Below are 23,454 nucleotides of genomic sequence, written 5' to 3'. Positions count from 1 at the left end.
GCTACTCCTGCACGGCCCGGCAGAAAAAGGCCTTCAGGTACCGGGTCTCGGGGATGGCGGGGTGGACCGGATGGTCGGGCGACTGGCCGCCGGCTTCCAGCAGCTGCACGAAGCGGCTGCTGTGGCGCGCGGCCTTCTGGATCACCGCCAGCAGGCTGTCGGCGGCCAGGTGATAGGAGCAGGAGCAGGACACCAGGATGCCGTCGCGCGCGAGCAGCTGCAGGCCCAGCTGGTTGAGCCGCCGGTAGGCGGCCTCGCCCTTCGGGACCTGCTTCCTGCGCTTGATGAAGGCCGGCGGGTCGAGGATGACCACGTCGTAGCGTTCGCCACTCCGGTGCAGTTCCTCCAGCGCATCGAAGGCGTCTCCCCTCAGGGTGCGCACGCCGAGGCCCTGGTCTGCCGCAGTGCGCGCGACGGCGGCGAGCGCCGTGGCCGAGGCGTCCACGCAGGTGACCTCGCTGGCGCCAGCCCTGCTGGCGGCCAGGCCCCAGGCGCCGACATAGCTGAAGACGTCGAGCACGCGCGCGCCGCCGACATACTTGAGCAGCGCACGCCGGTTGGTCGCCTGGTCGAAGAACCAGCCGGTCTTCTGGCCTTCCGCCAGGGGCACGTGAAAGCGGATGCCGTTTTCCTCGACCAGCACCTCGGCGGGCACCTCGCCGCCCTCGGCCTCGACGCAGGAGGCCAGGCCCTCCAGCTCGCGCGCGGCGCTGTCGTTTTTCCAGACGAACAGCCGCGGGGCCAGCACCTTGCGCACCGCCGCGGCGACATCCGCCTTCATCGCCTCCATCCCGGCGGTGCCGGCCTGGCCGACGACCACATCGCCGTAGCGGTCGAGCACCAGGCCGGGCAGCGCATCGCCCTCGCCATGGACCAGCCGGTAGAACGGGCGCGGGAACAGGCGCTCGCGCAGCGCCAGCGCCACCTTCAGCCGGTGCACGAGCAGCGAGCGCGACGGCGGATGCTGCGGATCCCGGCCGAGGATGCGGGCGCAGATCAGCGTATGGGGATTGACGAAGGCGTAACCGAGGAAACGGTCCCGGGCCGAAACCAGGCGCACGGCCGCGCCCCTGGCGAAGCCGGTGAGCGGGGTCCGCTCGTTGTCCACCTCGTTGGAGTAGACCCAGAGGTGGCCGCCCTCGATGCGCCGCTCCTCGCCGCGCTTGAGGCGCAGCTCGGGCAGCGTGGCGCTGTCGGCGGGGCTCGACATGGGCGCGGAGTCTACACGCGGGCGCCACGCCGCGCCCGGGGGGCTTCAGGCGCTGGCGGCCTGCGGCTGGCCGCGCTGCGCCTCCAGGGCCCGCGGGAACAGCACGTCGTTCTCCTTGAAGATGTGCTCCTGCATGTCGCGGTCGAAGTGCTCGAGCGCGGCCATGGCCTCGCGCCAGGCGGTGCTGGCGTCCGCTGCGACGGCGTAGCTGCCGGTCAGCTCGCGCAGCTTCGCCAGGCCACGCAGCGTTTCGGTGTGCTCGTTCTCCATGCAGGCGATCGGGCCGCCGACCGTGCCGCCGCAGCGCGTGGGCTTGATGGCCGTACTGGCGGCGAGGTCACGCACCATGGCGAACAGCGACTCTTCCTCGTGGCGGATATGGGCATCGAGCTCGGTGGCCATGCGGCGCACTGCGTCGCGCAGCTCGATGGTGCTTTCCGTCGCGCCGGCCTCGAGCGCCAGGGCATCCACGCTGGCGGCCAGGCGCGGCAGTTCAGCGCGAAGGTAGGCGTGGTGGGTGCTCTCGATGTGGTCCACCAGTTCGCCGAGCGGCATGGCGCGGAACGGCGCCGCATCCACGGGGGCCACCACCTCGGGGACGTTGGCGCCCTCGAGCATCATCAGCAGGATGCCCGGGTTGAAGCCGAAGGCCCAGCAGAGCTGGCCCAGCATCACCTCGGGGTCGTCGCCGTCGCGGAACAGGCCGGTGGATTTCAGCGTGGTGTAGAGCGCGGGCGGGCCCGCCATGAGTTCGGAAACCCGGGTGCGTGCGCTGAGCTTGATCATGTGGGTGACTCCCGTCCTGGCCCGGCGCAACCACGCGCCCGGCCGTCCATTCCGGGTCGAAGGTGCCGAAGACGGCGGCGCGGGTAAATAGGGACTTGTACGGTGGAGCCGGCTGCGCGCTCAGCGGGCGGCGGATTGTGCAGGGCGCGGCGCGGAGGCGAGCATGGCGCGCGCCTGCTCGACCCAGTGCTCGCGCGCCGGGCGGGTGGCCGCGATGCCGATGCGCCCGGCGAGGTTGGCGAGCTCGGCGGGGGACAGGCCGGCGAGGTCACCGACGCTGCGGATGCCGGCGGCGTGCAGCCTGCGTTCCAGGACCCGGCCGATGCCGCGGATCCGCCTGAGCTCATCGTGGCCGCGTGCTGTCCCGGGTTTGCCGGGGCGGACCGGCCGAGCGCGCTCGCGCTGCAGCCTGGCATGCAGTGCGATGGGCGCGATGCGGTACTTCCAGGTGTGCAGGCTGGATTCGAGCTCATCGATGCGGGAGTTGCTCTCGCGCAGCTGGCACTCCAGCTCGTGGATGCGGGCATCGCGGGCGGCGAGCCCGGCCCGCCTCGTCTCGTCCGCCGGGCCTGGCGGCGCCGGTGCTCCGGTCGTCGGCGGAGCCTCCAGGACGCGCAGTCGCTGGGTGCGTGCCATGAGCTCGTCGCGCTCGATGCGCATCAGGCCCTGGTTGTTCTCCAGTACGGCGACGCGTTCACGGGCATCGCGCAGCGCCTCCGCCAGCTGCGTGGCGCGTGCCTCGGCGGCAGCCATCGCTGCCCTTCGCGCATCGCGCAGCGCCCGGCGCCGTTGCCGATAACGCCGGCGCAGCGCTGCCAGCACGGCACGGTGCCGCGCCAGCGGCATCTGGCCGGCGCGCAGGCGCCGCTGCAGCCAGGCGCAGCCGGCGAGGAAGCCGGTCACCAGGGCGAGGGCGCCGAGCAGGACTGCGGCAGCGGTTGGCAGTGTCGGCATGGGAGCGTGGTCTTGTGCGAGGGCGGCAGCGGGGCCAATCGCCCATGCTAGGCGGCATCGGCCGGCACGGTCGCAGCGGCCGGTCACGCTTCCGCGGCAACCGGCCTGACATAAGCCGCGCAGCGCGCGGGATCAGCTGCTGGCGGGTCGTGCCGCGGCCGCCGCCCGCAGTTCCTGCAAGCGGCGCTGTTGCGCGAGGTGGAAGTCGAGGGTGTGCCGCGTCTCGATGAAGCTGGGCCGCTGGCCCGCCGTCTCGTACCACTGGCGCAGCCGCGTGCAGTCGTCGGGCCACTCGGCACCGGCGAGTTCCTGGTAGACCGGGAAGCGTTCGAAGAACGGCAGGTAGTGGAAGTCGACCAGGGTGGGTGCCGTACCCAGCCAGTACGGGCCGTCGCCGAGCTTGCGCAGCCCCTCGTGCTCCATGAAGCGCATCACCGCGGCGAGCTTCTCCCGTGCCTCGGCCAGCCGCTGCGGCTGGCCGCGCTCCGCCATCAGCTTGTGGGCTGCCGGCAGGTAGCGGGTATCGCAGTAGTCCATCCAGATCCGCGCCAGGGCACGCCCGTGGCTGTCCGCCGGCATCAGCGGCGGCGTGGCGAAGGTCTCGTCGACATACTGGTTGATGATGGCCGACTCGTAGACCACACGGCCTTCGTGGCGCAGCACCGGCACCTTGCCGTAGGGGGAGACGTCCTTGAACCAGGCGGGCCGGTCGTGGATGTCGATCTCCACCAGCTCGAAATCGAGGCCCTTCTCGATCAGCACCATGCGCGAGCGTTGCGCGTAGGGGCAGGCGGCAAAGCTGAACAGTTCGATGGCGGGCATGCGGGGTCTTCCGTTGCCCAGTCTAGCAGGGACGGCCGGCCCGGGCTCAGCCAGCGGCGGGGCGCTCGCGCTCCAGCGCGGCGGCGAGGACGTCCGTGCCGATGATCAGCGCGCTGGGTGGCAGCGAGCGGAAGATGCCGGTTGCGCCTGCAGCGCTGACCAGCACCGGGAGCGGCAGCGGCTGCCGTCGTGCGTCGTGGGTCACCAGCACCTCGGGCTGCAGCGGATGCCCCGGACGTGGCGTCCACGCCAGCCCCACCCGGCCATCGTCGAGTTCGACCAGCGTGCCGCAAGGATAGACGCCAAGTGCCTGCACCAGCTCGTCCACCAGCGCGGCGTCGTACTTCTCCCCGGCCAGGCCCTCCAGCTGGCGCAGCGCCGCGTGCGGCGACATGGCCGCCGCGTAACGGCGGTTGAGGGTCATGGCGTCGTAGGCATCGGCGATGGCGGCAAGACGGCCGAAGAGCGGGATCGTCGTGCCGCGGTACCGGTGCGGATATCCGCTGCCGTCGATGCGCTCGTGGTGCGTGGCCATCATTTCCAGGGCGCGCTCCGGCAGCCCGGCGCCGGCCACCAGCCCGAGCCCGCGCTCGACATGACGGCGCACATAGGCCTGTTCGCTGCTGGCCAGCGCGCCCGGTTTGGCGAGGATCGGAACCGGTACGGCGATCTTGCCCAGGTCCAGCAGCAGCGCGCCGGTGGCCACGCCCTCCAGTCCCTGCCGATCGAGGCCCAGGCGCCAGGCCAGGGTGGTGGCGACCACCGCGGTGCCGGCTGCGCGCCGGCAGAGAAAGCCGCCGCCTTGCTCCGTGCGCAGGCAGAAATGCAGCAGCGCCGCATCCTCGACCAGTCGCGCCACCAGGCGGCTCGCGCAGGCGGTGACGGCCGATGCATCGACGATGCCCTGGCGCCTCGCGCCCTGCACCAGGGCGGCGACCGCGGCCACGGTCTGTGACAGGACCTGGCGCACCGCGCCCAGGCGCCCGCCCGTTGCCGACTGCGCGGTGGTGCGCGGCGCCATGCGACCCAGGCCGCTGCGTCCGGCCGGCAGCGTCTCGCTCAGGCGGGTGTCGATGTAGACGTGATGACAGAGCCGGCGCAACTGCTCCACCTGCTCGCTGCCGGTGATCAGGAAGCCGGTGGAGGGGAAGGGCGCGTGCAACCAGGAGCGGTCCAGCTCGGCGACATACATGCCAGGCTGGAGGTGTTCGCTCCGCACGGGAAGCAGATGGTGGGCCGGCACGGGACCCATGGATCGCTCGTTATTGTTGTCGAGTGGCCACTGTAGCAACCCCGCCCGGACGCAAACCGTGACGTGGCGCACGGCGAATCCGCGGCTGCCGATTATGCCCGGCCCGACACGGTGGACCATGGCGAGCCCGCGTGACCATAATGCACCTCTTCGCGTCCCGCGTATCCGGCCGAGGAACAGATGGACAAGGGCAGGCTCCAGGCGCTACTGGCGGAACTCCACCGGGAACTGGCCGGCACCGGTTCGCTGGACGCCGAATCACGCCGGCTCCTGGATCAGGTGCTGCAGGATGTCCGTCGGCTGGCTGCGGACGAGCCGGCACCGGCGGACGCCGGCGATGCCGGCCAGCTCGAGCAGGCGGCACTGCGCCTGGAGGCTGGCCACCCCCGGCTCGCCGCCTTGCTGGGCCAGATAGCCGATACGCTGGCGAAGCTCGGTATCTGAGCTGCCCCGAGCGCGCTCAGCGCGGCGTCGGCAGCGGCGGCAGCGCCTTCAGGTACACCGCGATGGCGTGGCGGTCCGCGGGGGTCAGCTGCGAGGTGTTGTCGTCGATGACCTGCCCCATGCCGGCGCCGGCGAAGTCGCCGTCGGGGAGCATGCCGATCTCGAGGAACATCCCGATCTCCGAGGCCGACCAGTCGCCGATGCCGTCGCTTTCATCCGGCGTGATGTTGGGTACCTTGCGATTCTCGGGCCCGACCGGGTTGCCGGCCATTTCCTCGTCCTGGCGCAGGGCGCCCAGCAGGTTGCGTGGCGTGTGGCACTCGCCGCAGTGGCCGAGGTGGCGCACGAGGTAGGCACCGCGGTTCCAGTCCGCATCCCGTGAACCATCGGCGGCGAAAGGCGCGGGACGGAAGAACAGCCATTGCCAGCCGCGCGCCGCCAGCCTCGTGTCGAGGTACCAGGGCAGCTCGTGCGGCCGGTTCGCCCGCGCCACCGGCGGCAGCGACATCAGGAAGGCGTAGATGGCGCGCGCGTCCTGTTCCGTCATGCCGGCATAGGCGGTGTAGGGAAAGGCGGGGAAATAGGCCGCACCGGCCGGGTTGCGTCCCTCGCGCAGGGCGGCGACGAACTGCGCCGCGGTCCAGCCGCCGATCCCGGTGGCGCGGTCGGGCGTGATGTTCGGCGAGTAGAAGGTGCCGAAGGGCGTGGCCAGCGCGCGGCCGCCCGCGTAGGGCTCGGCCTCGTCAGCCTCCTCCGTATGGCAGCTCACGCAGCCGCCCGCAGCCGCCAGGTAACGGCCGCGTTCGATGACTGAATCGGCCGTTGCCGCCGCGGCCCAGAACAGGCACGCGGCGAGCGCGGTCCGGCTCAGTCTTCCTGGCGATAGCGGTCGTGGCATCCCTTGCAGGAGTCGCCCACCGGCTTCAGGGCCTTGCCGATGGCCGCCTTGTCCCCGCTCTTGATCGCGTCACGCAGCTGCGCGGTGCTGGTCTTCGCGGCGTCGGCGTCCTTCTGGAACCTCTCGGTCTCCTGCCAGATGCGCGGCAGGGCCTCGGTCTTGCCGACGCCGGAGCCCGCGGGAAACAGCTTGCCGACTTCCTCGCCCGCTGCTGCCAGCGCTTCGGCATGGCTCAGCAGGTAGGCCTGCGCCTCGATCTTGCCGCTGAAGATCATGGTGATGGCGGCGATATGCCCGGCCATGGTTTCCATGACGGCCTTGCGGTACTTGATGGTGTCCTCGGGCGTGGCGGCATGGGCCACCGAAGTGGCGACAAACAGCAAGAGGGCTGCGCTGCTGATGATCCGGCGCATCGGCTGGCTCCGTGGCGAGTGGTTGGGAGCCCAAGGATAGCAGGGTCCCCGGTCTGCTGCGGGCGGCTACTGCGGCGCCGGGCTGCAGCGCCAGGTGGCCGGGTCGCAGCGCATGACCGGCCGTGCTTCCGCCGGGGTGGCCGGCGCTGCGGGGGCCGCAGGCGCTGCGGCCGCGGGTGCCGGGCCCGCTTCCTGGTGCAGGGTGACCGCACCCGCCGCCGGTGCGGAAGCGTTCGCGCAAACGTCCTCGACCTTGTGCTGCCAGCCGCCGGCATCGATGGCGCTGACCTCGGTGTTGCCATCTGCGCACCTGGCCAGGTCGACGGCGACGCCGATCTCCATTGCGGTGCCGTCATGGTCGTGACCGCCATGCCCGGGGCCGCTATCCGCCGGTCGTGCGGGACCGTCGGCGGGGGTACGGCCGTCGAAATTCCGGTAGGCGTCGAAGCGCACGGTGCCGGCTGGCTGCGGCTCGGCTGGAGCCGGGCGCGCCGTGGTGATCACCGTGGCCGGTGCGCGGTCGTCGGCGCCGGCCAGTACCGGGAGGACGAGCGCCAGCGCTGCGACCATCGGGGCGCCACGGCGATGCTTCGGGTGGCTGCGTATCGGGTTCATGGGGCCTGGCTGGCGGACAGCGGATCCACAGCCTGGCAGGGATGGCGACGGGTTGCCACGACGCCGTTCACGCCGGCCGGCTACGGTCCGTAGCGCGTGTAGGGATTCATGCAGGCGGCGATGCCGGAGAGCCCCTCCGGATCGAGCAATTCGATGCGCTTGCGGTCGGCCTTGACCAGGCCACTGCGCTGGAACCGCGCCAGGATGCGGCTGACCGTCTCCGGAGCCAGCCTGAGGAAATTGGCGATGTCCTGCCGCGACATGGCCAGGTCCAGGTCACCGCCCGAGCCGGGGCGGCGCAGGCGCGCCGAGACCATCACCAGGAAGGCGGCGAGACGCTCCTCGGCGCTGAAGTCCCCGGCGATGCTGGCGCTGCCGAGCACGTAGCGGCTCAGCATGCGCAGGATCTCCGCCTGCAGTGGCGGCATCTCCTGAGCCAGCCGCGTGAGCGTGCGGTAGGGCAGCACGCACACGGTGCTGGCCGCAGCCAGCGCCACGCAGCTCGACACGTGGCGATCGGGATAGATGGCTTCGACGCCAATGATCTCGCCGGCGAAATGGAAGGCCATGACGTGTTCGCGGCCTTCGGCATCGACCGCGTAACTCTTGAAGCAGCCTGACTGCACCGCGAACATGGCATGGAAGGGATCGCCGACGCGGAACAGGTGATCGCCGGCGCCGAGCGGCCGGCAGCGCTGGACGGAATCCTCGAAGCGGCGCAGCTGCTCCGCGTTCAGCGAGGCGGGCAGGCATCGCGGCGCAATAGCGCAGCTGGCGCAGCGGGCACGACCCGCATCGGTCCGGCCGCTCACGTTGCGGCCATCGGCACCTGTGGCCAATGCGGGGTCGAGCATGTCACGTCCCCTGGAGACGCGGGTGACTGGTATTGCGTCTGTCCATGGGACAGGACTTCTACGGCCCGCGGCAGGTCCGGCATATAAGGGAATCCCCCTAGAACCCCAGTCAGGCCGGTTTCCGGCGCTGCGCGCCGGAAGGAGCCATCAGCGGCGATGGTACATTCGAGCTTCTCTGGGCGACAATTGCCACCCCGTCCAGTCTCGCGGTCCAGGTCATGTCCACGGAGCGACAGCGCCCCAAGCCCTTCATCCGCGGCCTCGTCCCGACGCTCAACCATCGCGGCTTCATGTCCGAGACGCTGGACCGCTTCTCCATCGCATTCGTCGCCCATGCCGCCCGCTGCGATGCGCCCGTGCTGGACATGGGTTGCGCCTACGGTGTCGCCACGCGCGCCGCGCTGGAGCAGGGCGCGACGGTGCATGCCTGCGACATGGAGGCAGGCCACGTGGAGATCCTCGCGCGGGAGACGCCGGCCGCGTTGCGCCCGCGGCTGAGCACCCGTGTCGGCGCGCTGCCGGCGGTCGATTTTCCGGCGGGCAGCTTCGCCGCCATCCTCTGCTCGCGCGTGCTGCACTTCCTCACGGGCGCGGAAATCCGCGCCTCGCTGGCGAAGATGCAGGCCTGGCTGCAGCCCGCTGGCCGCCTGTTCCTGGTGGCGGATACGCCATACAGCGGTTTCTGGTCAGCCGGTGCGCCGGCCTACGAGCAGCGCCGGGCGGCGGGCGAGGAGTGGCCCGGTTTCATCGGGGACATCGGCGTGTACCTTGCCGACCGCGCGCTCGCAGCCGGCATGCTGCCGTACCTCAATCCGCTGGACCCCGACATCCTCGCGCGCGAATGTCACCTCGCGGGCCTGGTCGTCGAGGAGGCCGCCTTCACCGGCCGGAGCGACGATCCGGGCGGGCGCCATCACGCGGGCGTCATCGCGAACAAACCCGGATGAAGGCGCGACCCTGGCTTCCCTGGCTGGTGGCGGGGCTGGCACTCTCGGCCGGCCTCGCCACGGCCCTCTGGCGCGGCCTGCCGCCGGGCGCGGGCGGGGCGGCGGAACGGCCGCGCGTCAGCGGCGAGTTCACGCTGCTCGATGCAACCGGGAGCGCGGTCGCCTGGTCAGGGCTGAACCGGCGCCGGCAGCTGGTGTTCTTCGGCTTCACGAACTGTCCGGAGGCCTGCCCGACCACACTGATGAACGCCAGCCGCGGACTGGCCGAGCGGGGGCGCGCCGAGCGCGACACGCGCATCCTGTTCATTTCCGTCGATCCGGAACGCGATACGCCGCAGGTGGTCGGCGACTACGTGCGCGCCTTCGGCCCGGCCGTCATCGGCATGACGGGTGATGCGGCCGGCGTTGCCGCTGCTGCCGCGGCCTTCCATGTCTTCCACGAGAAGATGCCGCCGATGCCGGACGGCGGATACATGGTCAACCACACTGCCGCGCTGTTCCTGCTCGGCAGCGATGACACCATGCTCGAGATCATTCCCTACGGCGCCACGTCGGCGGAGATCGCCGCCGCGCTGGCCAGGCACCCCGCGGACTAGAGGCGCCGGCGCACCATTTCGGTGCCCTCGACCATGGCGCGCAGCTTGCCGAAGGCGACTTCGCGGGAAACGTACTTGAGGCCGCAGTCCGGCGCCGCCATCAGCCGCTCGGGCGGCACGAACTCGAGCGCCCTGCCGAGCCGCTCGGCGACGATGGCGGGTGTCTCGATGGCGAGATCGCCGAGGCTGATCACGCCCAGCATGATCTTCTTGGAGGGCAACCGGCGCAGCACCGAGAGGTCGATCGTCGGCTGGGCGGCCTCGATGGAGAGGATGTCGACCTGACTCGCTTCGAGTTCCGGCAGGAACGAGTAGCCGCTGGGTTTGGCGGCGTAATGGTGCACATGGGCGTAGCCGAAGCAGATGTGCAGCGCCGTCTGGCCCTTCACGCCCGCCACCGCCCGGTTGATGGCCTCGACGCCGAACTGCTGCGCCTGCTCGGGGCGCGCCTGCAGGTAGGGCTCGTCGAGCTGCACGATGTCGACGCCGGCCGCGTGCAGTGCCTTGATCTCGGCATTGACGGCGTCGGCGTAGGCCAGGGCCAGCGATCGCAGGTCGGGGTAGTAGTCGTTCTGTGCCTGCTGCGCCATCGTGAAAGGGCCGGGCAGGGTGATCTTGGTGCGGCGCCGGGTATTCGTGTGCAGGAAGCGCGCTTCATCGGCCAGCGTCGAGGGCTGGCGCAGGATGGGGCCGGTTACGCGCGGCACGCTGTTCGGCTTGCCGGTGCGGTCCAGCGCCGTGCCCAGCCGCTCGCGGTCGACGCCGCCCAGCGAATTGGCGAAGGCATTGGAATAGCTCTCGCGGCGCATTTCGCCGTCGCCGATGATGTCCAGGCCGGCGCGCTCCTGCGCGACGATGGCGAGCAGCGTGGCATCGTCCTGCGCCTGCGCAAGCCAGGGTTCGGCGACCCGCCAGAGCTCCTGCGCCCGCACCCGTGGCGGCAGGCGGCCGCCGAGGATCTCGCGGTCGATCAGCCAGTCCGGCTGCGGATAGCTGCCCACCATGGTCGTCGGGATCAGCGGCTCGCTCATGGGAACTCCCTGCTCGTTGCTTTGCCGGCAGTATAGGGAGTACGGCGCGGGCTTGGCTACGCGGCGCCGTGGCCGGCGCGCCCGCCGTGGCCGGAGGCAGCGACTTCGCCGGCGATCAGCGCCGGCCGGCGGAGAGGTAGTCCAGGCCCCGCCCCAGGCCGAAGGCGAGCGCCGCCGTCAGCACCGCCAGGATCGCGGCGCCGGCCAGCATGCTGTCGCGGAAGTAGCCACCGGCGGCGATGTCGCTCGCGTAGTAGAGCAGCCAGCCGATGGCGACGAGGGCGGCGCTGGCCGCCCAGAACAGGAAGGCGAAGCGGGCCGTGTCGCCACGCTGGCGACCGACGGTCGCGGCGTAGGCGGGCACGCCGATGGCGCTGGGCGCCAGGAAGGCGACGATGAAGCCGATCAGCGCCGGTACGGCCTCCAGCGGGCTGTTCTCCACGCCGCGGAAGCCCCACACCATGAACACCGCCATGAAGACGCTGAGGATGACGATGCGGATGATGTTGGCCATCGGATGGTTCCCCCCTGGTGACAGGGCGTCGCGCGGTGGTGGTACCGTGCGGCCCGCTGGTGATCGTGCCGCATGGTAACCCGGCGCACCGCATGACGGCCTGCTGCGCGGCCAATGCGACAATTTGACGCATCCGCTGCGTTGTCCGCCTGCAGCGCCCGTAGCAGACTAGCAAGCGACGTTCCGGGGGGGGGGCTGCGCAGCCGGAGGTGGTTGCGGCAGGCTCGTGCCCGGCAATTTTCCACAGTCCCCAGGAGCAGACGCGAACATGTCAGCCGTGCGTTTTTCCACCTTCCTGCTTGCAGCAGCGGCGACGCTGTTCATTGCGTCCTGCGGACGCCAGTCCTCTGCCCCGGCGGGCCCGGCCAACGACGCCAGCATCGGCGTGCTGCTGGTGGCCCATGGATCGAAGTCCTCGACCTGGGTCGGCATGGTGAAGACGCTCGCCGACCAGGTGCGCGAGCCGATCATGAAGCAGCCCGGCGTGAAGGAAATGCGCCTGGCCTTCATCGAGGAGACCAAGCCCGACGTGGCCGCCGAGCTGCGCGCCTTCGATGCCGCGGGCATCGGCGAAGTGATCGTGGTGCCGCTGCTCATCGCCGGCGAGTCCACCATGTCCAACAACTACCTGCAGTACCTCACGGGCATGCGCACCCAGGCCAAGGCCATCAAGCAACTGCAGAACGAGGGCTTCGACGTCTACTACCCGAAGGCCCGCGTGGCGATGACACCCGCGCTCAGTGATTCCGAGGTGCTGAAGAAGAACGTGCTGCGCCGCGTGAATGAGCTCAAGGGGCAGGACAGCGGCGAGGACATGGCCATCGTCCTGGTGGGCTACGGCGACCAAGTCTACGGCCAGCAGATGAGCGACATCATGGAGGGTATCGGCCGCTACCTGAAGATCAAGACCGACATCGACACCGTGGCCTTCGCCTTCTGCGGCAAGCTGACCGACTACTCCGGCGCGCCCGTGGTCGAGGTCATCAACGAGGTGCTGGATCTCGAGCAGCAGGTGCTGGTGGTGCCGGTGCTGGTGGGGGTCGACGAGATGCTGCAGGTGAATACCATCCAGGCCGCCGTCAACGCGGTGCCCACCTCGTCCAAGGTCCGCTACAAGCCCGATGCGGTGCTGCCCGACCCGGTGGTGAACGAGTGGGTGGTGACCAAGGTGCAGGAGGCCGTGCAGCGCGTGCGTGACGCGGGCGGTGCCACGGTGCCCGCTCCGAATCGGGGCTAGGAGGTATCCCATGGCCGGCGTGGCAGCCATCCGCATTCCCTGGCGCAAGCTCGGCCTCACGGCCGTGGTGGCCGCGCTCTACGCCTACTTCTGGGTCAACGGGCCCCTGCAGGAACCCCAGCCGGTCTTCGAGTTCGAGGAGCACGTCACGGGGTTCTCCGAGCCGGTGCGCTTCGGCGAGGAGTACCAGACGCCGATCACCGGCATGATTCCCGACCGGGAGAAGCACGCCTTCTACCACATCATGGAGGCGAAACCGCAGCCGCAGCGGCTGTTCGGCGTCATCGGCGACGCCCGCACCAACCCCGGCCTCAGCGAGGACGTGGCCAGGATGGTCTACAACGACGCCCGCGCCATCGCCGCCAATCCGGACGGCGTCAAGCTCAAGACTGCGCTCGACATGTTCTACGCCGAGGAGTGGGACAAGGACGGCAAGCTGGTGCAGCTCTACATGGAGAACACCGGCCTGAACAAGGAGGTCAAGGGTTACGCCGGGCCGATCGACATCGGCATGACGGTTGGCCTCGACGGGCAGATCCGCCAGGTGAAATACCTGCGTTCCATGGAGACCACCAGCTACCTGCGCGACATCGAGAAGGCCGGCTTCTACGAGAAGTTCCAGAGCATCCCGCTGGACGGCAAGAGCCATCAGGTTGACCTGGTGAGCGGCGCTTCGCTCACCACCGAGGGTGTGGCCCGCTCGGTCACCCAGCTGGTGAGCATCGCCCGCGAGTCGCCACTGGGCATCTACCTCGATTCGGAAGCGACCGGCTTCGACGTCAAGGCGGTGCTGCCCGATACCTGGGTGCTGCAGGCGGCGCTGATCGGCCTGCTGTTCATCGTCACCGGCCTGCGGGTGGTGCGCCGTTCGCGGCGGCTCAGCCTGCTGTTCGTCGTGGTCTCGGTGGCCTACCTCGGCTTCTACCTCAACAACTCGTTTACCTACGTCACCTTCATGCAGCCGTTCATGGGCGTGACCTGGTCGTACCTGCTCGGCGCCTACGCGACTTTCGTCGTGCTCAGCGCCATCTGGGACGGCAATTCCTATTGCCGCTACGTCTGCCCCTACGGCAACGTGCAGCTGTTGCTGGTGCGGTTCCTGCCCTGGAAGGGTCGCTTGCCGGTGTCCAACCGCGCGCTGTCCTTCCTGCGCTGGGCGATCACCGTCACCCTGGTCGTCGGCATCGCCACGGGCATGCGCGACTGGGGCAGCTACGAGCTGTTCCCGGACCTGTTCGGGCTGGAGTTCATGAATTCGCCCTGGTTCTGGCTGTCGCTGGCCGTGGTGCTGGTCTCGGCCTACTATCCGATGCTCTGGTGCCGTGCGCTGTGCCCGACGGGCGCGGTGCTGGATGGCACGGCCTGGCTGGCGCGCACGCCGAAGACCCGCACGGCAGGGGCCAGGCTGGCGGAAATTCCGGTGTCGGCCGAAGGCGCCAGGGCCTGATGGTTTGGTGAATCACCGCGGCGGTCCGCGCGACGGGGGTCAGGGCCTGCCGGGAAATGCAGCTGCAAAAGGAGAGTGTCATGTTCAAGTCCGTAACGGCAATGATGGCGGTGGCAGCCACGGCGCTGCTGCTTGGCGCCTGCGGCGGAGCGCCCAAGGGCGAGGCCCAGGCGCAGGCGGAAGGTGCCAAGGCGGCCGGCCAGCACAAGATCGGCGTGCTGCTGGTCAACCATGGCTCGCGGCAGAAGGCCTGGCGCGACATGCTGGTGGATGTCGAGAAGGCCACCAAGGACCGGTTGCTGGCGATGCCCAACGTCAAGGGCGTGAAGACCGCCTTCAACGAGTACACCGAGCCCTCGGTGGCCACGCAGATGAAGGCCTTCGACGACGAGGGGTACGACGAGGTGGTGGTGCTGCCGCTGTTCCTGACGGTGGGCGGGCACACCAATTCCGACATCCCCAACCTGGTGGGCCTGAAGAACGATCCCAAGGCGCTGGAAATGCTGCCCAAGGAAGGGGTGCCGGTCTACCGGCCCAAGGCGCGCGTGACGCTGCTGGAGACCATCGACTCCACCGACTTCCTCAAGGCCAACATCCTGCGTCGCGTGAAGGACCTGCTCAAGGACGGCAATGGCAAGGACTATGGCGTGACGCTGGCGGCCTATGGTGACAACGGCTTCAACCAGCAGTGGGAAGCGCTGATGGGCGACCTCGGCAAGCACCTGAAGGACAACGCCGGCATCGACACCATCAACTACGCCTGGAGCGGCCATCTGGTCAACTACTCGATCGACCCGACCCGCAAGGCCGTCAACCAGATCCTCGCCGAGAAGAAGAAGGACATCGTGATCTCGGTGTACGTCGCCTATGACTACATGTTCCAGAAGGACATCATCGGCGAGGCCATCCGCAAGTCCGACCGGCCGCAGGATGTGCTCTACCACGAGACCGAAGCCATCCTCCCGGACGAGAACCTCAACACCTGGGTGGTGGACTCGGTGAAGGACAGCCTGTCCGTGGGCCGCCTGGCGCAAGCAGGCACCTGAGGTCATCCGGCCGCAGGGCCGGGGCGCAGGGGCCGGCACCGCGGGGCGGTGCCGGCCCCTTGTTTTTGGGTACGATTCGGCCATGGATCGCACCGAGCGCTTCTATCGCATGCAGCGCCTGCTGGAACAGCGCCGCTGCGTGCCACGCGAGGCCTTCATCGAGGACCTGGGTGTCTCCCGCGCGACGCTGAAGCGCGACCTGGCCTACCTGCGTGACCGCATGCAGGTGCCCATCGAGTGGGATCGCGGGCGCGGTGGCTACTTCCTCGATGCCGAATCCGCCAGCGGCGACCAGCGCAGCCGGAGCTTCCAGCTTCCCGGCCTGTGGTTCTCGGCCGAGGAGGTGCATGCGCTGCTGACCATGGAGCAGTTGCTGGAGCGGCTGCAGCCAGGCCTGCTGGCCCAGCAGGTGCGGCCGCTGCGCGAACGCATCCGCAAGATCCTCGGCACCGGAGACTTTGCCGCCGAAGAGGTCACGCGCCGCATCCGCGTCCTGCAGATGGGTGCGCGCACGGTGGAGCCCGCCCATTTCCAGGCCATTGCCTCGGCATTGCTCTCGCGCCGCCGGCTGCGGATCCGCCACCACCGGCGCGGCACCGACGAGGTCATGGAGCGCGAGGTCTCTCCGCAGCGCCTGATCCACTACCGCGACAACTGGTACCTCGATGCCTGGTGCCACCTGCGCCGTGCCCTGCGCACCTTCGCAGTGGATGCCATCCGCGATGCGCGCATCGCCGGCCGGGCGGCGCGCGAGGTGCCGGATGCCGCGCTCGATGCCGCCCTGGAGGGCGGCTACGGCATCTTCGCCGGACCGGTGGCGCACACCGCGGTGCTGCGGTTCTCCCCGGTGCGTGCGCGCTGGGTGTCGCGCGAAAGCTGGCATCCGCAGCAGGAAGGCCACTTCGAACTCGATGGCGCCTGGATCCTGAAGCTGCCCTACAGCGATCCGCGCGAGCTGGTCATGGACATCCTCAAGTACGGATCGGAGGTCGAAGTGCTGGCACCGGCCGCGCTTCGGCGGACGGTGATCGCCGAACTCGATGCCGCCGCTCGCCAGTACCGGCGCTGAGCTGCGAGGCTGGTGCCGAGGGATATTGCCGGAATTCATATTGCCCCGATTCACCCAAATGGGGGATGACAGACTCGTCACGGCTGGCCAACACTGACAACCGGGCTTGATCCAGGGCGAAGGGTGGAGTTGGCGTCATTCGGCGCCAGGGACAGGCCTCCGGCGTCCGGGAGGATGTCGGCGTGGCCCGGGCCGTGTTCCCAAGACGCGACCCGGGCCGCGTTCTTTTCAGGGCTGACGATTTGTCAAAAGGCACGCGGAGCCGTCGCGGCCCGCTGCCGGAGCCGGTCCGGCCCTCCGCACAGATGCGCACTTCGGGATGTCCGTCAAGGAACCCGGACGGCGGTTTCCGGGATACTGCGGCAAATACCTACTGCCGCCCGGCCCCCGGAAGTCCGCATGAGAACAGACCACGGCGCCACCCCGCAGCCGCAGCCCGAAGTCACCGGCCCCCGCATCGACGGTACCGGCGAAGTGCTGGGCGACCGGGCGCTGGCCCTGGTCGGCTACCTGCACCAGCGTTTCGACGGCCGGCGCCAGGAACTGCTGGCGCGTCGCCGTGCACGCCAGGCGGCGATCGATGCCGGCGAGCTGCCGGGCTTCCTGCCGGAAACCGCCGCCATCCGCGCCGCTGACTGGCGCGTGGCGCCGGTACCCGCCGACCTGCGGGACCGGCGCGTGGAAATCACCGGCCCGGTGGATCGCAAGATGATGATCAACGCGCTCAACTCGCGGGCGCGGGCCTTCATGGCCGACTTCGAGGATTCCTGTGCGCCGACCTGGGAGAACATCGTCCGCGGCCAGGCCAACCTGCGCGATGCGGTCGACCGCTCCATCGCCTTCGAGGATCCGTCGACGGGCAAGTCGTACCGCCTCGGCGAGCGCACCGCGACGCTGATCGTGCGCCCGCGTGGCTGGCACCTGCCGGAGAAGCACGTGCGTGTCGCCGGCCAGCCGGTGTCCGCTTCGCTGTTCGACGTGGCTGTGTTCCTCGTCAACAACCACCGCGAGCTCGCGGCCCGTGGCACCGGACCCTACTTCTACCTGCCGAAGATGGAGAGCCACCTCGAGGCGCGCCTGTGGAACGACGTGTTCATCGCCGCCCAGGAATGGCTGGGCATGCCCCGCGGCACCATCAAGGCCACGGTGCTCATCGAGACTATCCTCGCCGCGTTCGAGATGGACGAGATCCTCTGGGAACTGCGCGAGCACTCGGCCGGGCTGAACTGCGGCCGCTGGGACTACATCTTCAGTTTCATCAAGAAGTTCCGCAACAGGCCCGGGTTCCTGCTGCCCGACCGCGGCAGCATCACCATGGAGCGGCACTTCCTGAAGTCCTACGTGGACCTGCTCATCCACACCTGCCACCGTCGCGGTGCCCACGCCATGGGCGGCATGGCCGCGCAGATCCCGATCCGCGGTGACGCGCAGGCCAACGCCGAGGCGATGGCCCGGGTGCGCGCCGACAAGACCCGCGAGGCCCGCGCTGGACACGATGGCACCTGGATCGCGCACCCGGGGCTGGCGGAGGTGGCGCTCGAGGCCTTCGACGCCGTCATGAGCGGCCCGAACCAGATCGAGCGCCTGCGCGAGGACGTCAGGGTGGAGGCGGCGGACCTGCTCGAGGTGCCGAAGGGCGCCATCACCGACGCGGGCCTGCGTCACAACATCCGCGTCGGCGTGCAGTACGTCGAGGCCTGGCTCGGCGGACTGGGTTGCGTGCCGCTCTATCACCTGATGGAGGATGCCGCCACGGCGGAGATCTCCAGGGCCCAGCTCTGGCAGTGGATCCGCCACGGCGCATGCACCGACGATGGCAGGCCCGTAAACGTGGAGCGCTTCGATCGCAGCCTGGCCGAGGAGCTCGAGGTGATCGCCGGCGAGGTCGGCGCGGCACGCTACGCCGCCGGGCACTTCGCCGCGGCGGCCAGGCTCTTCGGCGACATGATCAGGAAGCCCGAGTTCGACGAGTTCCTGACCCTGCCTGCCTACGAATACCTGCCCTGAGGATCCGCGATGAACCAGCAACTCCAACAGGATGCCGATCAGCTGTGCCGCGAGTGGGCGGAGAACCCGCGCTGGGCCGGCATCACGCGCCCGTACAGCGCCACGGACGTGGTGCGGCTGCGCGGCTCGGTGCGCATCGAGTACAGCCTTGCCCGCCTGGGCGCGGAGAAGTTCTGGCGCCTGCTGCACGGTGAGGAAGTGGTGGCCGGGCTCGGCGCCGTCACCGGCAACCAGGCGGTGGAGGAGATCCAGGCCGGCCTCAGGGCGATCTACTGCTCCGGCTGGCAGGTGGCGGGCGATGGCAACAGCGCCGGGGAGATGTATCCCGACCAGAGCCTCTACCCGGTGGACTCGGTGCCGAAGATGGTCGAGCGCATCAACAACGCCCTGCTGCGCACCGACCAGATCCACCACATGGATGGCGACCATGGCATCGACTGGCTGGCGCCGATCATCGCTGATGCCGAAGCCGGCTTCGGTGGCAACCTCAATGCCTTCGAGCTGGCCAAGGCGCTGATCCGCGCCGGCGCCGCGGGGATGCACTTCGAGGACCAGCTGTCCTCGGCCAAGAAGTGCGGCCACATGGGCGGCAAGGTGCTGGTGCCGACCCAGGATGCGATCAACAAGCTGGTGGCCGCGCGCTTCGCCGCCGACGTCATGGGCGTGCCGACCGTGCTCATCGCCCGCACCGATGCCGATGCGGCCGACCTGCTGCAGTCCGACTACGACACGCGGGACCACCGGTTCATGACCGGTACACGCACCGCCGATGGCTTCTTCCAGGTGCGTGCCGGCCTCGAGCAGGCCATCGACCGCGGGCTGGCCTATGCGCCGTATGCGGATCTCGTGTGGTGCGAGACCTCCAAACCCGACCTGGTCCAGGCCGAGCGCTTCGCCAGGGGCATTCACGCGAAGTTCCCCGGCAAGCTGCTGGCCTACAACTGCTCGCCCTCCTTCAACTGGCAGGCCAACCTGCCGCCGGAGCGGCTGCGGGACTTCCGCGAGCGGCTGGCCGCCATGGGCTACCGCTTCCAGTTCATCACGCTGGCCGGCTGGCATGCGCTCAACCTGTCCATGTTCGAACTGGCGCGCGCCTACCGACAGGCCGGCATGTTCGCCTACTCGGAAATGCAGCAGCGGGAGTTCGCCAACGAAGCGCATGGCTTCCGCGCCGTGAAGCACCAGGCCTTCGTCGGCACCGGCTACTTCGATGCGGTGCAGACCGTCATTTCCGCCGGCGAGACCTCCACCACGGCCATGGCGGGCAGCACCGAGGCCGCGCAGTTCAAGAGTGCCGCCGGACACTGAGAACGGGGCCGGTCCTTCACGGTGGGGCAGGGTCCCCGCCGAGGCCGCGGCCGCGGTCTTCTCCGCCTTCGTCGACTACAACCTCGAGTTCGGCAGCATCACGCGCCGGGCCGAGCGGCGCTTCCGCGAGCGTGAGTGGAAGCTGGGAGCCCGCGATGCCGTCGAGCGCATCGAGCTCTACGATCGGCGGGTGGAGAAGTGCCTGGCCGGCCTGGTCGGCCGCATGGGGCGGGCGGTGGCGGAGGAGGAGGCCTGGAATGCCACGCGCACGGCCTTCGCGGCGCTGATCGCCGACTGTCCGGATCGCGAGTTCTACAAGACCTTCTTCAATTCGATCACGCGCAAGGTGTTCGATACCGTCGGCGTCAACGATGCCGTGGAGTTCGTCGCGCTGGACCTGGAGCCGACCATCGACACGGGCAGCGCCCCGACGCGGGAGTACGCCACCGGTGCCGGCCTGGAGGCCTCGCTGCCCCGGTTGCTGGCCGAGCTGCCTTGGAGCGACCTGATCGTCGACCGGGATGCCGCGGTACGCCTGCTCGCCGGCGAGGTCGCGGCCTTCACCGCGGTCCGCGGCTTGCGCGGCAGCGTGGACGGCATCGAGTTGCTGGAGCCGGTGTTCTACCGAGGCAGCCGCGCCTTCGTCGTCGGGCGCATGCGGGCGGCGGACTGGTTCCTGCCGCTGGTGATCGCCTTCCGCCACGACGACAGCGGCATCGCCGTGGACTCGGTGATGATGTCCGACTACGAGGTGCGGCCGCTGTTCGGCTTCTCGCGCTCGTACTTCCATGCCGACCTGCCGGCGGTGGGCGCCGGCCTGCGCTTCCTGCGCACGCTGATGCCCGGCAAGCCCACCGACGAGCTCTACACGGTCCTCGGGCGGGCGAGGCAGGGCAAGACCGAGCGCTACCGCAGCCTGTTCCGTCACCTCGGCCAGTCCAGTGATCTCTTCACGCACGCCGAGGGCGAGCGCGGCATGGTGATGATCGTCTTCACGCTGGCCTCCCTCGACATCGTCTTCAAGGTCATTCGCGACCGCTTTGCCTTCCCGAAGACCACGACACGCGAGGAGGTCATGGACAAGTACCGCTTCGTGTTCCGGCACGATCGGGTGGGACGGCTGGTGGATGCCCAGGAGTTCCGGCGCCTGCGATTCCCCCGGCGACGCTTCGCGCCAGCGGTGCTCGAGGAGCTGCTGTCCCAGGCCGCGCTCGCCTGCAGGATCGAGGGCGAGGACCTGATCATCGAGCACTGCTATCTCGAGCGGCGCATGAAGCCGCTGGACGTGTACCTGCGCGAGGCCGATGGCGCCGCCGCGCGACGTGCCATCCGCGACTACGGCCAGGCCATGCGCGACCTCGCCCTTTCCAACGTCTTCCCGGGCGACCTGCTGCTGAAGAACTTCGGCGTCTCGCGCCACGGGCGGGTCATCTTCTATGACTACGACGAGCTCTGCCTGGTGACCGACTGCCGGTTCCGCGACCTGCCCGAGGCGCGGCACGACGAGGACGAGTGGCGCGCCGAGCCCTGGTTCTATGTGGGGCCGAACGATGTCTTCCCGGCGCAGTGGCTGGAGTTCCTCGGGCTCAGGGCCGAGCTGCGCGCGGAGTTCCTGCGCCACCATGCCGAGCTGCTGACGGCCGACTGGTGGCGGCGCCTGAAGGCACTGCACGAAGCGGAACGACACCTCGAGGTCGTGCCCTACCAGGCGCGGCGGGCGGCGCTCGCATCCTGAGTGCAACCGGGCGCGACGACCCCGGCTGCCGCCGCTAGAATGGCGGCCCCTGTGCGCCCGGAACACCCGTGTCCCGCGACAAGCTGATCCTGCTGGCCGGCCTCATCACCTACGGCATGGGCCAGTCCCTGCTGTTCGTCGTCTTCACGCCGCTGGCGCGCGAGCTTGGCCTGGCCGAGTGGCAGCTCGGTTTCGTCATCGCCGCTTCCAACGTGGCGCTGGCATTCTCCGCGCCACGCTGGGGACGGGCGAGCGAGACGCTGGGACGGCGCCGGGTGTTCCTCACCGGCCTGGCCGGCTATGCCATCGGTTACGCGGCGCTGGCGCTGGGCGTGCAGGCCGGCCTCTGGGGCTGGGCCACCGGACTGCCGATGTTCGTGCTGCTGCTGGTGCTGCGGCTGGCCTACGGCGTGGTGGTGGGCGGCATCAATCCGGCGGCCACCGCCTACATCGCCGACACGACCGACGAGGGCTCGCGCGCATCCGGCATGGCGCTCATCGCCATGGCAGGCGGGCTCGGCACCATCATCGGCCCGGCCTTCGGCGGCGCACTGGCGGGCTTCGGCCCGGTGCTGGCGATGTATGTGGCGGCCGGGCTCGCCGTGCTGGCCGGCGCCTGGGCCTTCGTCGCCCTGCCGGAACCTGTCCGCCGGGGCGAGCGTGGCGCCGCGCCGCATCTCGCGGCCACCGACCGGCGCGTGCTGCCCTACCTGGTCGGCTGGATGGTGGTGTTCGGCGTGTTCACCGGCATCCAGACCATCACCGCCTCGTGGGTCGCCGACCGCTACAGCATCACGGAGGTGACGGCGGCGCAGCGCACCATGATGGTGGCGATGCTCTGCATGGCCTTCTTCACCCTGCTGGTGCAGGCCGTGGTGCTGCAGGCGTGGAAGGCGCCACCGGCGACGATGCTGCGCCTGGGATTCGGCCTCATGGCGGCCGGCCTCCTGCTGATCGCCTTCGGGCCTGGCGTGCATGCGCTCTATGCGGGATACGCGGTATTCGGCGTGAGCTTCGGCTTCGCCGCGCCGGGGCTCAATGCGGCGGGGAGCCTGAGCGTGGGGCCGCGCGAGCAGGGCGCCGTGGCAGGGCTGCTGGCGGCGGCCCCCACAGTGGGCATGATCTTCGGGCCGATCCTCTGTGGCGCGATCTACAAGGCGGCCCCGGCGCTGCCGCTGCTTGCAGGCGCCGTGCTCACGCTGGCGGTGCAGCTGTGGTATTTCACCATCCGCATGCCGGAGCCGCGCGGCAGCGGCTGAGGCCGCCGCTCAGCGCCAGGCCGGCGCCTCGGCGATCAAGGCCGCGGCAACGGCGGCCGGCTGCTCTTCCTGCACGTAGTGGCCCGAGTCCGGCACCTCCACCAGCCTGGAGCCCGGGATGAGCCGCTGCAACTGCTGCTGTTCGCCCGGAAGCTTGCTGCGATCCTGCATGCCCCAGACGATCAGCGTCGGCACGCGCACGCGGCTGGCCATCGCCGGCTCGTCGCCGCTGCGGTACTGGCCCATCATGGACGCCATGCCATCCAGGTAGCCTGCGCTGCGCGGCGCCAGCATCACGGCATCCATCACCTGTGGGGTGACAATGGACGGGTCGAGGAAGGAGCGCTTGAGGAAGTCTTCGCGGAACGCCCGGCTGCCGAACATCCGCGCCATGACCCGGGGCAGCGGCCAGAACAGGTAGCGCGTGACGGCCGGTACGCCGGTGCTGATGATGCCGGGGTTCATGAGCACCAGTCCCGTGACGTGCGGATCGCTGGCGGCGACGTAGACGGCGAGCGTGCCGCCCATGGAGTGCCCGCCGACGACGTAGCGCTCCAGGCCGAGTGCCGCGGCGAAGTCTGCGATCGCCTTCGCCTGCGAGGCGTTGCCGTAGTCGTGCTCTGCGGGCTTCGCCGAGAGCCCGAAGCCCGGCGCATCCACCGTCACCACGTGGAAGTGCTCCGCCAGCATCGGTGCCAGCAGGCGGAAGGACTGCAGCGAGTTGGCGAAGCCGTGGATCAGCAGCAGATTCGGCCTGCCGGGATCGCGCTCGCCCCAGGTCCGGTAGCGCAGTGCCATGCCGTCGACGCTGACGAAGTGATCCGCGGCGGTGGCGAGCTGGCGTGCCGGCACCTCGGGTTCGCCGGGCCAATAGGCATAGATCGCCAGGGCGATCCAGGCCAGTGCCAGCAGCATGACGAGGCCGATCAGCAGTTGGCGCAGCAATCGCATGGCAAATTTTCATCCGCGGGGCAGCGTGCATGCTAGCACCTCGCCGGTGTGCCTTGCCT

At 69.7% G+C, this 23,454-nt stretch carries 23 protein-coding genes; 11 read left to right on the top strand and 12 right to left on the bottom strand.

Translation table 11 applies throughout. From position 1 onward, the window contains the following. Nucleotide 1: 1 nt before the first annotated feature. The 5 genes from HRU81_10380 to HRU81_10360 form a co-directional block, all read right to left on the bottom strand. Complete coding sequence (locus HRU81_10380) at nt 2-1,210, bottom strand: class I SAM-dependent rRNA methyltransferase (protein QOJ32479.1); 1,209 nt, start codon at nt 1,208-1,210, stop codon at nt 2-4. Nucleotides 1,211-1,255: 45 nt separating this feature from the next. After that, the gene (locus HRU81_10375) at nt 1,256-1,996 is read right to left on the bottom strand and encodes a hemerythrin domain-containing protein (GenBank protein QOJ32478.1); all 741 of its coding nucleotides are present in this window, start codon (nt 1,994-1,996) and stop codon (nt 1,256-1,258) included. A 120-nt stretch (nt 1,997-2,116) separates the two neighbouring features. Next, on the bottom strand, nt 2,117-2,950 hold the full coding sequence (locus tag HRU81_10370) for a hypothetical protein (protein ID QOJ32477.1): 834 nt from the start codon (nt 2,948-2,950) through the stop codon (nt 2,117-2,119). A gap of 132 nt (nt 2,951-3,082) precedes the next feature. After that, a complete protein-coding gene (locus HRU81_10365) occupies nt 3,083-3,772 on the bottom strand; it encodes a glutathione S-transferase family protein (GenBank protein QOJ32476.1) in 690 nt (229 codons plus the stop codon). Nucleotides 3,773-3,818: 46 nt separating this feature from the next. Further along, the gene (locus HRU81_10360; GenBank protein ID QOJ32475.1) at nt 3,819-5,024 is read right to left on the bottom strand and encodes a DUF3391 domain-containing protein; all 1,206 of its coding nucleotides are present in this window, start codon (nt 5,022-5,024) and stop codon (nt 3,819-3,821) included. A 180-nt stretch (nt 5,025-5,204) separates the two neighbouring features. On the opposite strand from HRU81_10360, the gene HRU81_10355 reads away from it, so the two are divergent. After that, nucleotides 5,205-5,468: a DUF4404 family protein gene (locus HRU81_10355; GenBank protein QOJ32474.1), complete on the top strand. Its 264-nt coding sequence runs from the start codon at nt 5,205-5,207 to the stop codon at nt 5,466-5,468. Nucleotides 5,469-5,484: 16 nt separating this feature from the next. On the opposite strand, the gene HRU81_10350 is transcribed toward HRU81_10355, so the two are convergent. From HRU81_10350 to HRU81_10335, 4 genes are all read right to left on the bottom strand, one after another. Next, complete coding sequence (locus HRU81_10350; protein QOJ32473.1) at nt 5,485-6,366, bottom strand: cytochrome c; 882 nt, start codon at nt 6,364-6,366, stop codon at nt 5,485-5,487. Continuing rightward, a complete protein-coding gene (locus tag HRU81_10345; protein ID QOJ32472.1) occupies nt 6,336-6,779 on the bottom strand; it encodes a cytochrome c in 444 nt (147 codons plus the stop codon). The genes HRU81_10350 and HRU81_10345 overlap by 31 nt, the downstream gene beginning before the upstream one ends. A gap of 66 nt (nt 6,780-6,845) precedes the next feature. Then, nucleotides 6,846-7,394: a hypothetical protein gene (locus HRU81_10340; GenBank protein QOJ32471.1), complete on the bottom strand. Its 549-nt coding sequence runs from the start codon at nt 7,392-7,394 to the stop codon at nt 6,846-6,848. 80 nt (nt 7,395-7,474) lie between these two features. Further along, nucleotides 7,475-8,248, bottom strand: coding sequence for a helix-turn-helix domain-containing protein (locus HRU81_10335; GenBank protein ID QOJ32470.1), 774 nt, complete (start codon nt 8,246-8,248; stop codon nt 7,475-7,477). Nucleotides 8,249-8,466: 218 nt separating this feature from the next. Here HRU81_10335 and HRU81_10330 point away from each other — a divergent pair, with 218 nt between their 5' ends. After that, entirely contained in the window at nt 8,467-9,195 is a 729-nt protein-coding gene (locus tag HRU81_10330) for a class I SAM-dependent methyltransferase (GenBank protein ID QOJ32469.1), read from the top strand. Next, nucleotides 9,192-9,791, top strand: a complete 600-nt coding sequence (locus tag HRU81_10325; protein QOJ32468.1) for an SCO family protein — start codon at nt 9,192-9,194, stop codon at nt 9,789-9,791. Before HRU81_10330 ends, HRU81_10325 begins: the two co-directional genes overlap by 4 nt. Here the strand turns inward: HRU81_10325 and HRU81_10320 are convergent. Both HRU81_10320 and HRU81_10315 read right to left on the bottom strand, forming a co-directional pair. Next, a complete protein-coding gene (locus HRU81_10320; protein ID QOJ32467.1) occupies nt 9,788-10,822 on the bottom strand; it encodes a 5-methyltetrahydropteroyltriglutamate--homocysteine methyltransferase in 1,035 nt (344 codons plus the stop codon). The two genes, HRU81_10325 and HRU81_10320, sit on opposite strands and share 4 nt — an antisense overlap. Before the next feature lie 115 nt (nt 10,823-10,937). Further along, on the bottom strand, nt 10,938-11,336 hold the full coding sequence (locus tag HRU81_10315; GenBank protein ID QOJ32466.1) for a hypothetical protein: 399 nt from the start codon (nt 11,334-11,336) through the stop codon (nt 10,938-10,940). 268 nt (nt 11,337-11,604) lie between these two features. Between HRU81_10315 and HRU81_10310 the strand changes: the two genes are divergently transcribed. From HRU81_10310 to HRU81_10275, 8 genes are all read left to right on the top strand, one after another. Then, entirely contained in the window at nt 11,605-12,573 is a 969-nt protein-coding gene (locus HRU81_10310; GenBank protein ID QOJ32465.1) for a CbiX/SirB N-terminal domain-containing protein, read from the top strand. Between the two features lie 10 nt (nt 12,574-12,583). Continuing rightward, nucleotides 12,584-14,020: an FMN-binding protein gene (locus tag HRU81_10305; protein QOJ32464.1), complete on the top strand. Its 1,437-nt coding sequence runs from the start codon at nt 12,584-12,586 to the stop codon at nt 14,018-14,020. 80 nt (nt 14,021-14,100) lie between these two features. Beyond that, complete coding sequence (locus HRU81_10300) at nt 14,101-15,066, top strand: CbiX/SirB N-terminal domain-containing protein (protein QOJ32463.1); 966 nt, start codon at nt 14,101-14,103, stop codon at nt 15,064-15,066. A gap of 82 nt (nt 15,067-15,148) precedes the next feature. Beyond that, nucleotides 15,149-16,135, top strand: a complete 987-nt coding sequence (locus HRU81_10295) for a WYL domain-containing protein (GenBank protein ID QOJ32462.1) — start codon at nt 15,149-15,151, stop codon at nt 16,133-16,135. 399 nt (nt 16,136-16,534) lie between these two features. Beyond that, complete coding sequence (aceB, locus tag HRU81_10290; protein ID QOJ32461.1) at nt 16,535-18,142, top strand: malate synthase A; 1,608 nt, start codon at nt 16,535-16,537, stop codon at nt 18,140-18,142. A gap of 9 nt (nt 18,143-18,151) precedes the next feature. Beyond that, nucleotides 18,152-19,450, top strand: a complete 1,299-nt coding sequence (gene aceA, locus HRU81_10285) for an isocitrate lyase (protein ID QOJ32460.1) — start codon at nt 18,152-18,154, stop codon at nt 19,448-19,450. Next, the gene (gene aceK, locus HRU81_10280) at nt 19,434-21,185 is read left to right on the top strand and encodes a bifunctional isocitrate dehydrogenase kinase/phosphatase (GenBank protein ID QOJ32459.1); all 1,752 of its coding nucleotides are present in this window, start codon (nt 19,434-19,436) and stop codon (nt 21,183-21,185) included. Before aceA ends, aceK begins: the two co-directional genes overlap by 17 nt. A 68-nt stretch (nt 21,186-21,253) precedes the next feature. Continuing rightward, entirely contained in the window at nt 21,254-22,444 is a 1,191-nt protein-coding gene (locus HRU81_10275) for an MFS transporter (protein QOJ32458.1), read from the top strand. Nucleotides 22,445-22,453: 9 nt separating this feature from the next. Here the strand turns inward: HRU81_10275 and HRU81_10270 are convergent, their stop codons facing one another. Further along, complete coding sequence (locus HRU81_10270; GenBank protein QOJ32457.1) at nt 22,454-23,395, bottom strand: alpha/beta hydrolase; 942 nt, start codon at nt 23,393-23,395, stop codon at nt 22,454-22,456. Between the last annotated feature and the right edge of the window lie 59 nt (nt 23,396-23,454).

It is taken from the genome of Gammaproteobacteria bacterium, assembly GCA_015709695.1.
In the GTDB taxonomy this organism is placed as follows: Bacteria; Pseudomonadota; Gammaproteobacteria; order Steroidobacterales.
This window is presented reverse-complemented; position numbering and strand designations above follow the sequence as displayed.

Excerpts from the sequence above, each read along its gene's own strand:
- HRU81_10310 (QOJ32465.1), top strand. The coding sequence starts at position 11,605 with ATGTCAGCCGTGCGTTTTTCCACCTTCCTGCTTGCAGCAGCGGCGACG.
- HRU81_10345 (QOJ32472.1), bottom strand. The coding sequence starts at position 6,779 with ATGCGCCGGATCATCAGCAGCGCAGCCCTCTTGCTGTTTGTCGCCACT.
- HRU81_10370 (QOJ32477.1), bottom strand. The coding sequence starts at position 2,950 with ATGCCGACACTGCCAACCGCTGCCGCAGTCCTGCTCGGCGCCCTCGCC.
- HRU81_10380 (QOJ32479.1), bottom strand. The coding sequence starts at position 1,210 with ATGTCGAGCCCCGCCGACAGCGCCACGCTGCCCGAGCTGCGCCTCAAG.
- HRU81_10315 (QOJ32466.1), bottom strand. The coding sequence starts at position 11,336 with ATGGCCAACATCATCCGCATCGTCATCCTCAGCGTCTTCATGGCGGTG.
- HRU81_10320 (QOJ32467.1), bottom strand. The coding sequence starts at position 10,822 with ATGAGCGAGCCGCTGATCCCGACGACCATGGTGGGCAGCTATCCGCAG.
- HRU81_10305 (QOJ32464.1), top strand. The coding sequence starts at position 12,584 with ATGGCCGGCGTGGCAGCCATCCGCATTCCCTGGCGCAAGCTCGGCCTC.
- HRU81_10335 (QOJ32470.1), bottom strand. The coding sequence starts at position 8,248 with ATGCTCGACCCCGCATTGGCCACAGGTGCCGATGGCCGCAACGTGAGC.
- HRU81_10270 (QOJ32457.1), bottom strand. The coding sequence starts at position 23,395 with ATGCGATTGCTGCGCCAACTGCTGATCGGCCTCGTCATGCTGCTGGCA.
- HRU81_10340 (QOJ32471.1), bottom strand. The coding sequence starts at position 7,394 with ATGAACCCGATACGCAGCCACCCGAAGCATCGCCGTGGCGCCCCGATG.
- HRU81_10330 (QOJ32469.1), top strand. The coding sequence starts at position 8,467 with ATGTCCACGGAGCGACAGCGCCCCAAGCCCTTCATCCGCGGCCTCGTC.
- HRU81_10300 (QOJ32463.1), top strand. The coding sequence starts at position 14,101 with ATGTTCAAGTCCGTAACGGCAATGATGGCGGTGGCAGCCACGGCGCTG.
- HRU81_10375 (QOJ32478.1), bottom strand. The coding sequence starts at position 1,996 with ATGATCAAGCTCAGCGCACGCACCCGGGTTTCCGAACTCATGGCGGGC.
- HRU81_10360 (QOJ32475.1), bottom strand. The coding sequence starts at position 5,024 with ATGGGTCCCGTGCCGGCCCACCATCTGCTTCCCGTGCGGAGCGAACAC.
- HRU81_10325 (QOJ32468.1), top strand. The coding sequence starts at position 9,192 with ATGAAGGCGCGACCCTGGCTTCCCTGGCTGGTGGCGGGGCTGGCACTC.
- HRU81_10295 (QOJ32462.1), top strand. The coding sequence starts at position 15,149 with ATGGATCGCACCGAGCGCTTCTATCGCATGCAGCGCCTGCTGGAACAG.
- HRU81_10350 (QOJ32473.1), bottom strand. The coding sequence starts at position 6,366 with ATGCCACGACCGCTATCGCCAGGAAGACTGAGCCGGACCGCGCTCGCC.
- HRU81_10365 (QOJ32476.1), bottom strand. The coding sequence starts at position 3,772 with ATGCCCGCCATCGAACTGTTCAGCTTTGCCGCCTGCCCCTACGCGCAA.
- aceB (QOJ32461.1), top strand. The coding sequence starts at position 16,535 with ATGAGAACAGACCACGGCGCCACCCCGCAGCCGCAGCCCGAAGTCACC.
- aceA (QOJ32460.1), top strand. The coding sequence starts at position 18,152 with ATGAACCAGCAACTCCAACAGGATGCCGATCAGCTGTGCCGCGAGTGG.
- HRU81_10355 (QOJ32474.1), top strand. The coding sequence starts at position 5,205 with ATGGACAAGGGCAGGCTCCAGGCGCTACTGGCGGAACTCCACCGGGAA.